The organism is Paenibacillus sp. FW507-14B1B (genome assembly GCF_058781425.1).
In genome coordinates, this window is sequence record NZ_JBYSWS010000001.1 from 1,296,166 (window position 1) to 1,309,402 (window position 13,237).

The 13,237-nt window shown below is 43.5% G+C and carries 9 protein-coding genes; all 9 read right to left on the reverse strand.

Annotated features, from left to right (window positions below; all coding sequences use genetic code 11):
- Positions 1 to 12: 12 nt before the first annotated feature.
- Positions 13 to 1,050, reverse strand: coding sequence for a Gfo/Idh/MocA family protein (locus tag AC3WJJ_RS06260; RefSeq protein WP_492538937.1), 1,038 nt, complete (start codon positions 1,048 to 1,050; stop codon positions 13 to 15).
- A gap of 110 nt (positions 1,051 to 1,160) precedes the next feature.
- Complete coding sequence (locus AC3WJJ_RS06265; RefSeq protein WP_492538939.1) at positions 1,161 to 3,395, reverse strand: ABC transporter ATP-binding protein; 2,235 nt, start codon at positions 3,393 to 3,395, stop codon at positions 1,161 to 1,163.
- Positions 3,396 to 3,408: 13 nt separating this feature from the next.
- On the reverse strand, positions 3,409 to 3,939 hold the full coding sequence (locus tag AC3WJJ_RS06270) for a DUF1854 domain-containing protein (protein WP_492538941.1): 531 nt from the start codon (positions 3,937 to 3,939) through the stop codon (positions 3,409 to 3,411).
- A gap of 7 nt (positions 3,940 to 3,946) precedes the next feature.
- Positions 3,947 to 6,178 (reverse strand): ABC transporter ATP-binding protein, encoded by a 2,232-nt coding sequence (locus AC3WJJ_RS06275; protein WP_492538943.1) that lies wholly within the window; start codon positions 6,176 to 6,178, stop codon positions 3,947 to 3,949.
- A 216-nt stretch (positions 6,179 to 6,394) separates the two neighbouring features.
- Positions 6,395 to 7,138 (reverse strand): phytanoyl-CoA dioxygenase family protein, encoded by a 744-nt coding sequence (locus AC3WJJ_RS06280; RefSeq protein ID WP_492538945.1) that lies wholly within the window; start codon positions 7,136 to 7,138, stop codon positions 6,395 to 6,397.
- Positions 7,139 to 7,403: 265 nt separating this feature from the next.
- Complete coding sequence (locus AC3WJJ_RS06285; protein WP_492538947.1) at positions 7,404 to 8,186, reverse strand: phytanoyl-CoA dioxygenase family protein; 783 nt, start codon at positions 8,184 to 8,186, stop codon at positions 7,404 to 7,406.
- Between the two features lie 230 nt (positions 8,187 to 8,416).
- Positions 8,417 to 10,720, reverse strand: a complete 2,304-nt coding sequence (locus AC3WJJ_RS06290; RefSeq protein WP_492538948.1) for a glycoside hydrolase family 95 protein — start codon at positions 10,718 to 10,720, stop codon at positions 8,417 to 8,419.
- A 307-nt stretch (positions 10,721 to 11,027) separates the two neighbouring features.
- Complete coding sequence (gene ahpF / locus AC3WJJ_RS06295) at positions 11,028 to 12,557, reverse strand: alkyl hydroperoxide reductase subunit F (protein ID WP_492538950.1); 1,530 nt, start codon at positions 12,555 to 12,557, stop codon at positions 11,028 to 11,030.
- 13 nt (positions 12,558 to 12,570) lie between these two features.
- Positions 12,571 to 13,134 carry an alkyl hydroperoxide reductase subunit C gene (ahpC, locus tag AC3WJJ_RS06300; protein ID WP_422660531.1) on the reverse strand — a complete coding sequence of 188 codons (564 nt, stop codon included), beginning with the start codon at positions 13,132 to 13,134 and terminating at the stop codon, positions 12,571 to 12,573.
- Positions 13,135 to 13,237: the final 103 nt, after the last annotated feature.

The window sequence follows — 13,237 nt, forward strand, 5'->3', positions numbered from 1 at the left end:
TAGAAGGTTATATTACCGATTCATAAACTCGGAGATCATAATCTTCTGCCCAGATTTGGCACTCTCCAATGCCGCTAACACCATGGCCATGCTGTAGATATTATCGCTGCAGTCTGTTTCGGGCTTGGTCCCCGCTTCAAGCGCCTGAAACATATCCTCAAGACATCCATGATGACCCGTCTTATCCATAGCAGGTAGAATACCTTCTATGCGCTCATATTTCCTAGTGAAATTCCCTGCTTGTTCCCCACTTGCAACAATCTCTGCATAAATCGCATCGTTCCCGTCCCAGATGGCCGTCCCCTTCTCTCCCGTTACACGCCATGCGGCTTCCCAGGATGTCTGAGCCCCTTCCGCGCACCACGAACCGCGGTAATTAAATACTGAGCCGTCCGACATTTCATAAATACATACCGCCATCGCATTTCCAGCGTACCAAGATCCCGGAGGGTTAAACTCCTGACAGTATACAGAGACTGGATTCGCACCACTGATCAACCTTGCTTGGTCAAAGGTGTGTATCGCCATATCTAAGAGCAGCGGACTTTCCATCAGATCGCGGAATCCACCAAAGTGAGCACCAAGGAAAAAATCCGCACCTATAAAACCAATCTTTCCAATCGATCCTTCAATCAGATTTTTATAGGCACGAATCCTTGGATCATAACGGCGATTCTGCATAACGGCATGGATCCTATCGGTCTTCTCAGAAAGCTCAACAATATTCAGGCACTGTGTCATCGACTCTGCGAGTGGTTTCTCACTAAATACATGACATCCGCCCAATAATGACGTTGTGCTGATCCCGTAATGGCTAGCAGGAATCGTAACATCAAATACGATATTCGCCCTGCTCACCCGAATAGCTTCTTCCAGATCCGTGAATATAGGACATCTTAAACCATGACGAGCGGCAAGTGCTTCTGCAAAAGATGATTCAATATCAACAAGTGCTACAATTTCCGTATTTACTCTTTCTTTTGCATATTCCACCCACGTATTAGACATATTTCCGCAGCCAACAACGATAACTTTACATTTTGTACTCATGATATGTACTCCTTAGACGGATTAGGATAGTTAATAAATCGCTTTCATATCCATGGTACGCTATTCATTGCAAAGGTATCAACTCTAGTAATCACAGTAATCTGCTTCAACTAAGTATACAAGCTAGGCTCTGGCTCCAGGATCTGTTCCGAATTCGCCTTCGACATGTTCCGCTGCGCATGAACCAGCTTATAATAGATACCTTGCTTCGCAATCAATTCCTCATGAGTCCCAATCTCAGCGATAACTCCTTTATCCAGTACAAACAGTCGATCTGCATTCTTCAATGTAGCCAGGCGATGTGCAATTGCAATTGTCGTCCGGTTCCTTGTGACACGCTGCAGCGCTTCTTGGATCTCCGATTCTGTCTCAATGTCTAGTGAAGCTGTCGCCTCATCCAGAATTAGAATTCGCGGATTGTTCAGTACCGCTCTGGCAATCGCGAGCCGCTGCCTCTCACCGCCTGAAATATTGTTCCCATTCTCTTCAAGCTTGGTATCATATCCATCCGGGAATTGGCTAATAAAATGATGAGCATTCGCGATCTTCGCAGCCTGTATCACTTCCTCCATCGTTGCCTCCGGCTTGGAATACCTAATATTGTTCATAATGGTTCCACTGAATAAAAATGTCTCCTGCAGCACAACTCCGATCTGCGACCTTAGTTCCTCCTGCTTGATGTCTCTGATATCCACGCCATCGATGCTTATGACGCCTTCATTAACGTCATAGAAACGGGAGATTAGATTGATAAACGTCGATTTTCCCGAACCTGAATGCCCCACGAGACCAATCATTTCGCCTTTCTTAATATCCACATTAATGGATTTCAGCACAGGTTCATACGACTTGTAGCCAAAGGTAACATCCTTGAACCGGATGGTCCCATCTATCTTATAATTTTGAGATTTTTCCGTATCGAAGATCTCCGGCTGTTCATCAATGACCGAGAAGACGCGCTCTACCGCAATCAAGGCGTTTGCGATCCATCTCGGCATATTCATTAACCACCCAAGGGGGCCATAGATCATTGCGGCATAACCCGTAAATTGAACCAACTCTCCGAGAGATAATTCCCCACCCAGAATCATATTACAACCCACAAGCAAGACAAAGTATTGTCCAATCTGGATCAAATAATGAGAGATTGGGGAGAGATAACTGTACACTTTTTCACTCCGGATGGTCGCCTCGGCATACTCACGGTGATATGCCCGAAATCGCTTGATCTCTCGCTCCTCTTTCCCAAATGCCTTAACCACTCGAATCCCGCTTAGCACATCGTGTAGAAATGAGTTGGCTTTATCATGGACCCTCCACTGCTTACGAAAGAGCTTCCGAAGCACCGCTCGCCACACAAAATATTGAATATATACGACGAGTGGCGCTGGCAAAATAATAATAAGTGCAAGTGTCCAGTCCGTGTAGAATAACAAAAAACTTACGGAGGCCAGCATAATCACCTGATATATGGCCATTGTAAACACTTCTTGAATCAAGTTCCGAATGCGATCTGTATCGGAATTAATTCGGTTCATGATATCTCCAGCACGCTGTGAGGTTAAAAAGCCCAGTGAAAGACTCTGAACTTTCTCAAATACAAGCATACGCAAATCCGCTGCAATCCTTGAACTGACACGGGCCATGATCCTTCCCCTAAGTACTCCTAACAGCTCTCCTGCCACTAAGCCAAAAGCAATCCCAGCAATCGCGATTAGAAATATCTGCGTATTGGGGCTTTCTCCCTCTGGCGGTTTCAAAGCCGAATTTACAAGTATTTTCTGAAAATAGGGGCCCGTAAGGGTTACTACAGACATCAATAATAGAACGAATAGTGCCGTAGCAAGAATTCTCCAGTGTGACTTCGATACGTTCCAAAGTTTTTTGAAAGCGGCTCCCTTGTTCATACACTTCGGACACAACCTCGTACCTTTCACAAGATAACCACCACACTGAGAACATACATTTTCACTCTCGTTGTTGTAGATCCGAATCTTACTATTTGAAGCCATATAATTCAGAATTTGAGCAATGTAGGATAGCCTTGCTGCATGCTGCATCGAGCAGCGGATAATAATCCTTTGCGTATGCATATGTGTTGCCTCAATGATCACATTTCCGATTAAAGGAACCACCTTATAATCATGTGCCTCATGAATGCTGCAGACTTCAGTCACAGCTCCATGCACAACGTGAGCCCACTTGGTCTCTCCGATGACAAAATAACCATCCGTCCTTCGCCCTTCAAACGATAAATCAGCGGGCACACAGTACGTAATACTCTCTCCTAAAGCTTGCTGAACAGCTAGGAGATTTTGCTCAGAGAGCGTAAATTGAAGGTTCATTGCATCCTCCCCCCTAAATATACATTTCCACCAATCGATATTCCTTCTCGCTTAGCTGTTTGATATCCACAATGACGAATCGGTTCCCGTACACGTCAATAATGAGAAGCTTGCGCTCCGTTACCATCTTCACATTGCCTCCGCCATTTCGAACCGTAAACTCACAGCTCCCAGCGCTCGTTTCTGCATCCCAGTAGGAGTAACCGAATTCCTCTTTGATTCCATTCACTTTCGTGATCTCTGGGGCAAAATATCTAATCTTTATTTGCTCCTCCAGCAAGGCAACAACATCCTTTGGAAAGTCATCATCCATGGATTTAATCATGCCAATCTCTTTGTTCTCTCCTGTTCGAATCGATATATAAACTCGATTGTTGGTATGAGGGAAGGAGCAATGTAGATACACGCCATGATATTCTTCATCATTCACTTTCACCGTAAGCATTCGACCTTCTGTTTTGGTGAAAACGGTGTTATCCGACGTCAGGTAGTTCATGCTTGCTGCGACAGACAAATCCGATTGATTCAATTTCGTAGTTTGCATTAACAGATTAACCCACCTTTCTCATGCTCAGTGCTTCATCATGCTTCTTAACTAAGCCATGGTAAATGCCTTCCTGTGTCATTAGTTGATCGTGCGTTCCCTCTTCAACCACTTTGCCCGCATCCATCACAAGCAAATAGTCAGCATTTCTTAAAGTGGACAAGCGGTGCGCAATCGCAATCGTTGTTCTGCCTTGAATTAATGTTTCAAGCGCTTCTTGGATCTGCAGCTCGGTCTCTGTATCCAGCGACGCTGTTGCTTCATCCAGGATGAGTATTCGAGGATTGTGAAGAACTGCCCGTGCAATAGAGATCCTCTGCTTCTCGCCACCCGATAGGCTATGCCCACCGGTGCCTACGATCGTGTCGTAGCCATCTGGCAGCTTTTCAATGAAATCATGCGCATTCGCAATCCTGGCAGCATGAATGATATCATCCATCGAGCATTCAGGGTCTGCGTAAGCAATATTTTCAGCAATGGTTCCCATGAATACATATACCTCTTGAGATACAATCCCGATGTTCTTGCGCATCGTATCCAGTTTAAGATCCTTTATGTTCACCCCGTCGATAGAGATTACGCCATCTGTAACATCGTAGAGACGGGAGATGAGATTCACGAGTGTCGACTTCCCCGCACCCGAATGTCCAACGACACCAATCATCTGACCTGGCTTAGCATGCATGGATACTTCCTTTAGAATTGGCTTATTTGGCTCATAACCGAAGGTGACGCCAGACAAGCGGATATCTCCTTTCATCTGATCCACATGGACCGCCGTTTCCTTTTCAGCGACATCAGAAACCGAATCCTGAATTTCAAAAATACGCTGTGCCGCACTCATACAACTGGACCACCAATTGACGATGTTATTCATAAACTGTAGCGGACCATACAGCATATAGATATAACTTACAAATGTCATAATCTCACCGAATGATATACTTCCCTGCATGACTCTCCAACCACCAAATGCCCAGATCAATACACCCCCAAATTGGGTGATAATCGTTAATATCGGGAAGATCGTACTGCTCATCAAGTTAAAGGATTGTTCAGATTCAGAATAGGCTGTATTCGCTCTATGAAAACGATGAATCTCTTGATTCTCTTTTCCAAAAGCCTTTACAACACGCGTACCCTGAATCGTGTCACTAATCATGGCGTTAAGTGTACTTATCCGTCTATGTCTGCGCCAGGATAATCGCCACAGTTTAGGGAATACCCACCTTATCATCAGCAAAACGAATGGAATCGGGATGAGGCAGATCAAGGTAAGTTTCCAGTCCATAACGAGCATTATGATTGTAATTCCAACGATGTTCATCGCATTGACAATGAAATAAGAAATACCATCTACGAAAAAAAACTGTAATTCCTGCGCGTCATTACTAACCCTTGTCATGAGCTGACCGGTTTGTTTTTTCTGAAAGAAGCTAAGGGACAACCTTTGCATCGCAGCGAACACACTTGCCTTCAGATCAAATACGACATTCGCAGAGAGTCTTGCATTCAGCATGCTGAATAGGACACCGAATAATAAAGAGATCGTACGAAATGCAAAGATAAGCAGGATTACCAGACCGATTTGACCAGCGAAATCTCCGGTATTCCCAAGGGCCTGATCGAATAACACTGTACCTTGCAGATAGGGAATGGCAAGACCCGTAGCCGAATTGAGTAACATAAAAAACACAATAAAAAACATCAAGAGCTTATACTGTCCAGCGAATGATAGAAGCCTCGAGAAGATGGCATGTTTCTTCATGCATTTGGGACAAATTTGTCTGCCTTCCTCCGGATACCTCTTTCCGCACTTGGGACAAGTATTGTTCTCTTGACGCTCCTCCACATCTTCATCGTTAATCTCTTCCTGCTTCTTGATCTTATTAAAGACAGAGACAAGCCTCGCTGCACTCGACATCTGTTCATTCGTAAATGCTCCGATAACCCGCTCCTCATTCTCTTTCAGAACGATCAGACCTGAGGCAACAAGATTAACGGTGAATACGGTTTCAATTTCATCGATATCAATCGACTCTACACACGACAGATCCTCTGGATTCGATATGATAAATAGCTTTTCCTTACTTAGAATCACATACGTATTTGCATAACCTTCCCCGTCCATACTTCGATCACATAACATCCAATACACAACGTCATAAGGTTCTTGAGGCTGTAATGCAGCTATGACTTCAAGCGGTAACTTCTTGATCATGGGCTCCCCTTTCTTCATTCGATTTTCACCCGAATTAATCGTATATTCTGCATCATTATCATATGCATCCCCCCTGTATCAGGATCAAACTAGCTCATGAGCATCCCCGGTAACAACTATTGCCACAAAAATATATTATCAATTACGATGTGAAGATAGTGTGTTTTATTGCCAAAAAAAACGCCAAGTCTATTTCATCCTGACGTTGTCAATATCTCTTATGACCTTTAATTTCTAATATAACAAAAACTTCTGGCGAAGGTCTTCTCTATGTAGTACATTCGAGTCTTCACGAATATAGTGACACACGTAAGAACGTCGCCATCTGTTCTGACTCCGATTCTTGTTTGACGAATGAATCAGTAACTCACTAAAGAATAAAATATCTCCTTTCTCCATAATGATGGGAATTTGATTACTTGTGTCAATTCCTTCTGTTTCTTCGGTCCAGTGCTCGTGTTCCTCCAAGTTTTTCACAGCTCCATGAGGCAAAAGACCAAGCTTATGCGTCCCAGGTATCACCCACAGGCAACCGTTCTCTTCATCCACTAATTCCTCCATTGCAGTCCATGCTGCAATCATTGTCATCGGATCATTTTTAATATAATAATAATCTTGATGCGAGGCTTGGCCTGGTGAGCCAGGCTCTTTGTAGAAATACATACTTTGAACACATACAGCCTCGTTTCCCATCAGTTGTGCGAGCGCTCCTCTAACAAGAGAATGTTTCATAATTTGACGGGAGAAGCTGTCGTGCTTATGAGGATTAAATAGCCTCAGGGCGTATTTTTTTGTTTCATCGCAAGCTGCCCAATCAGGCATAGGTTGTTGATTTCGTATATCAAAGATATGTCTGTTAAAAGCATCTATGATATCGCTGCTCATCCCTTTCTTCCATAAGAAATAACCATTCTCTCTAAAAAAATGGATTTGCTCATCAGTCAATGGAGACGTCGGTGGTGTATATGTAATGTTCATAATAACTTCTCCTTTACATCTATTTCTTTTGGATCCACCCTAGAATACCTTTCTATCCAAAGTTGAACAATGTCTGTAATTCACACGAATGTATCTGATATTGATATCCGTTAAATATCCTGTAAAATAATGACCACTGCTCTTTCCTTTTGAAAGGATTAAATCTGCGTGGGCAGGATCTGTTGTATATCCTAACAATAAAGAAGACTACTTCATACAGCAGTCCTCCTTATCTATCTAGATCCACACATACTCTAAATATCAGCTATTTTTCACTTATGATCTCATACTTCGGCTTTACATGGTTGAAATCAGGATTCTCTCCGCTGATCATTAATCCCATTCCCCAATCGAAATGGGTATCTACCGTTGGAATGTCCGATGCGTCCCGATACTGGAATAAAACATTTCTACGTATTCTCTCACTTCGGTTCACGTCCGAACCATGAATGGTTAAGTAATTGAAGAACAACACGTCTCCAGCCTTAGCCGGACATGGAGTTCCTGAGGATATCGGATATTCCTTATGATTGAGATAGTGAGCGCCTACATGAGGCAAAACACCTTGTTTGTGAGAGCCAGGAATGACACATAAGCAGCCGTTCTCCATGTCTGCATCATCAAGATGAACACTAGCCGCAAGCATCGTATGATCGCGATGAGGAAAGTAAGGATAATCTTGATGCATAGGGAATGCTGCACCGTTTGCCGGCGGCTTCACTAGCATTTTGGAATGATGCAACTGCACGTTAGGTCCAATGATTCCATTCAATACTCTTGTCATCTGCGGATGTATAGCGGCACGCATGAAAGCGGCATCATGATATTGCACATCGTGAAACCCCTTTAGCACTAACTTCTTGAGCTGCTCGGGGTCCAAATAATCTCCTTGCCATGCATGATTCTGATCAGCTTTGGCTTGCGCGGCTCTTTGAATAATCTTATCAATCGCCCCACGCATCTCCTCTACTTCTTCTTGATTAAAAACCCCTCGAACTAACAAATACCCGTTCTCTTTATAAAATTGCACGTCTTGTTCGTCGATCATTCAGCATACACCCTCTCAATAATTAGATGGAGTTCAAGTTTAATTATAGATAGGCTGAAGCGGCATCGTATTTGCACAGACGAGACATTCATTTGTAAAATGATGACATGTTTAAGGCTGAACACCTGACCTCCAAGGCACACCCTATTTTCTGTTCACTGGCTGAATACAATCTGGATGCGATCTATTTCAAGACCCGCATAAGGGGCCCTTAAATGAAAAACTTTTATTTATACTTGATTGGATTTTAATCGGATTCGATAAGTGACTCCAACGGGAACCTTGAAGAGATATTTCTTATCCTTCAGTTCAATGAAAATGTCTTCATCATGAGAATCCAGAATCCGGATGGGAGTTTCACTATAAATTATGCATATATTCCCGTGAGTAGATTGTATTTTTGCCTCTAACAAACGGCCCTGTGACCATTCCATATCAAGGATAAACCCGCCTCTTGCACGTAAACCAGTAACACGACCCTTGGACCATTCTAAAGGAAGTGCAGGAAGAAGATGGATTTCACCGGCATGGGATTGCAAGAGCATTTCTTGAATGGCAGCAGCCCCTCCAAAGTTTGCATCAATCTGAAACGGTGGATGATCACCAAAAAGGTTCGGATGTACCGCTTTGGACAATAGGTTCTGCAAGCTGCTATATACTTTATCGCCATCACCAAGCCTTGACCAAAAATTCGCAATCCAAGCTTGGCTCCACCCTGTATGACCACCACCATGTTCTAATCTTCGCTCAAGCGTGCGTCTCGCAGCAGCCCCTAATTCAGGCATCCGGTGAGGTATGATCTGCTCTCCCGGATGCAGTGCAAATAAGTGCGAAATATGCCTGTGACCTGGTTCGGCCTCTTCATAATCAATGGACCATTCCATAATCTGACCGTGCCTGCCTACTTGTGGCTTAGGAAGCCGACTTCGGACTTCTGCCCATTGTTCCTGCAAAGGTCGATCGAGCTCAAGAAGTTCTGCCGCTTCTATACAAGCACTAAATAAGGCATATATGATTTGGGAATCCATGGACGGACCATAACATAAGGAACCTTTCTCGCCGCCCTCAGTTATATAGCTATTTTCTGGTGATAGTGAAGGTGATGTAACCAAATGCCCATATGAATCTTCAATCAAATAATCGAGGAAAAATAAAGCTGCTTCCTTAAGCACCGGATAAGCCCTTTCCCGCAAAAAGCTTTCAGATCCGTTATATCTGTAGTGCTCCCAGAAGTGAAGCGCAATCCACGCACCACCTGTGGGCCAAATGTTAGAAGTCGTGAATGCCCCGAATATAACACTATCCGCCCATAGATTTGTCATGGTATGTGCTACAAATCCTTTAGCACCATATAAATTTTTGGCTGTCTGGCGACCGTTTACAAGGAGTCTATCTACGAAGTCGAATAACGGCTCATGACATTCCGCCAAATTCCCCGCTTCTGCAACCCAATAATTCATCTGTAGATTAATATTCAGGTGGAAATCAGATTCCCATGGCGGGGTAAAACTTTCATTCCATATCCCTTGCAGATTGGCTGGGAGACTCCCGGGCCGAGAACTAGCTATCAGCAAATATCTTCCGTATTGATAGAACAGGACTTCAAGACCAAGATCAACACGACCTAGTCGGTAATTCGTAAGACGCTCAGATGTAGGACACTGTACAAGCTGTTCCTCATCATCACCCTTTAACTCTAGCTTGACTCTATCAAATAATTGCCGATGATCTGACACATGTCTTCGCTTAAGCTCAGCAAACGGTATGGATGCAGCTTCCTCAGCTTGCCTTAACGCCTGTTGATAAGGGTCCTTGCATCTGAACGATGTCTGCGCCGCCATAATTAACGTAATCGAGTTGGCATGACGAATATCCAAGTAATTTCCTACTACAAGGATTTCCCCTCCGTCCACTACGGCTTGTAAAACACCAGCATAACGCACTCCTTCTTCCCCAGCTTGTCCTTGCATTGTGAGAATATCGTGGCCTTCTCGATTAATCTCTCCCTCAAAGGGTCTTCTGCTCATTCTCGCTGTTATAGATAGAGCTGCTGGCTTAGATGCCGTTAAATGGATGACGATAACATGGTCGACCGCACTTGAAAAAATCTCTCTATGATACTGCGTCGTCTCTACTTGGTAATCAATAGATGCGACTCCGGTCTGAATATTAAGCTCACGCCGATAGTTAAGTGCATTGTCAGTATCTTCTACCTGGATGAATAGATCGCCTAGAGGTTGATAAGGGCCAAAATAATGAGGAGCATTCGTCATATGTAATAAAGCCATTTTTTCAGCTTCCTTAGGTCTACCATCCTTCAGTAATCTTCGGATCTCCTCCAACTTCTCAGAAGAAGTGTGATTGTCATTTCCTTTCGGTCCTCCGTACCATAAGGAATCTTCGTTCAGTTGAATCCGTTCGTTCCTAATTCCCCCGAAGATCATCCCACCCAAACGGCCATTCCCTATTGGAAAGGCCTCTGTCCAAACATGTGCAGGTCGTCTTTCTATTAATTTGCAATTATTGTTCCCCATCCATTTTCAACCTCCCATGCTGAGAATATTATTTTCACAACCGATTATCTCCTTAATAGAGATTAGTAAAACAGTTCAAGAAAACGTTTTCAATAAATATTACTTCAAGTATCTCCCTACATTAACCTTATACGCCCTCGCTCTGTGAAACCCCCTTCCGAATTTAACTGCTCCAAGCTAAAAATAACCCCCATTATCCGTTTTTACATAAACTTATATGTATCATACTTGTAAATCATGAAGAAGTTCCACAAATAAAACAGCCCTCACTTTATAAAGTGAGGGCTGTTTCTTATAACGATATTGATTAATTGCGAATCAGATAATCGAAAGCACCTAGAGCTGCTGTAGCACCAGATCCCATAGAAATGATGATCTGTTTATAAGCACTATTCGTACAGTCACCAGCAGCGAACACACCAGGTATTGTTGTAGCGCCATGGCTATCTACCACGATTTCACCCATACGCGTGCGTTCAAGTGTATCAGCTAACCAATCGGTGTTTGGTACAAGACCAATCTGTACAAAGACACCTTGCAATTCTATATGTTTTGTTTCTCCTGTCTCACGCTCGATATAGGAGATACCGTTGACCTTATCCGTTCCGGTAATTTCTTTGGTTTGCGCATTCTTAATTACCGTAACGTTAGGCAGGCTGTAGAGACGATCTTGAAGTACAGCATCGGCTTTGAGCTCTTCAGCAAACTCAAGAACCGTTACATGATTCACAATACCCGCAAGATCAATCGCTGCTTCTACGCCGGAATTACCGCCGCCAATAACTGCAACATCTTTGCCTGCAAACAAAGGACCGTCACAGTGTGGGCAATAAGCTACCCCTTTGTTCTTGAATTCAGCTTCACCCGGAACGCCGACATTTCTCCAGCGAGCACCGGTGGATATGATCACGGTTTTACTCTTCAGAACCGCGCCATTCTCAAGCTCAATCTCGATGAGATCCTTCTTCTCCAGACGTTTAGCACGCTGCAGCTTCATCACATCGATGTTATATTCTTTCACCTGTTCTTCAATAGCCGCTACGAGCTTAGGACCCTCAGTGTATTTCACACTAATAAAGTTCTCAATGCCCATTGTATCATTAACCTGACCGCCAAAACGTTCAGCAACAATACCTGTGCGGATCCCTTTACGCGCTGCATAAATCGCTGCACTTGCACCTGATGGACCACCACCAACAACAAGTACATCATAAGGATCTTTATTGTCAAACTCAGAAGCGTCCGGAGCAGAACCCAGTTTAGCAAGAATTTCTTCAATCGTCATACGACCACTTTCGAAAAACTCACCATTGAGGTATACGCTAGGCACAGACATAATCTGTTTGCTCTCTACCTCTTCTTTGAATGCTGCACCGTCAATCATGGTATGCGAAATACCTGGATTGAGGACGCTCATCAGGTTCAATGCTTGTACAACATCAGGACAGTTATGGCAGCTCAGGCTGATATACGTTTCAAACGTGTATTCGCCACGAATGCTCTTGATTTGATCAATAACACTCTGCTCCACTTTTGGAGCTCGTCCACTAACTTGTAGTAGCGCGAGCACCAATGAAGTAAATTCATGTCCGAGTGGCGTACCAGCAAAGATGACACCCGTGTCTTCTCCAACACGATTGACACTAAAGCTTGGTGTTCTAGATAACTGTGTCTTCTCCAACGTGATCTGTGAAGACATGCTGGAAATTTCCTCAACCAGAGCAAGCATTTCGGCGGATGCATCATCATCGCCTGCGCTGACTTTGAGTACAATATCGCCTTCCAACATTTGAAGATATTGTGCTAGTTGGTTTTTAATATCTTGATCTAGTGCCATTTATATTACCACCTTAAATTTTGCCTACAAGATCTAAACTTGGTTTCAATGTTGCTGCACCTTCAGACCATTTTGCTGGGCAAACTTCACCTGGATGATTACGTACATATTGTGCTGCTTTGATCTTGTTAACGAGAGCACTTGCATCACGGCCAATACCACCAGCGTTGATCTCAACAGTCTGGATGATACCGTCTGGATCGATGATGAAAGTACCACGATCTGCAAGACCGTCTTCTTCGATCAATACATCAAAGTTGCGGGAAATCGTATGCGAAGGGTCACCGATCATGATGTATTTTACTTTACCGATTGCTTCAGAGCTTGCATGCCATGCTTTATGAGTAAAATGAGTGTCTGTAGAAACGGAGTATACTTCTACACCCAACTCTTTCAATGTTTCGTATTGGTTTTGCAGATCTTCAAGCTCAGTAGGGCATACGAACGTGAAGTCAGCTGGGTAGAAGCAAACTACGCTCCATTTACCTTTGAAGTTTTCTTCTGTAATATCTAGAAATTTACCGTCTTGAAATGCAGATGCTTTAAATGGTAGTACTTCTGTTCCGATTAGTGACATGATTATATCTCCTTTTAATTGTAATTTAGTTTATATAGTAAGTTCAGGACGATTTGGCATGTCCTTGAACGTACTTTGTAATTATTATAATCAACCAAAAAAC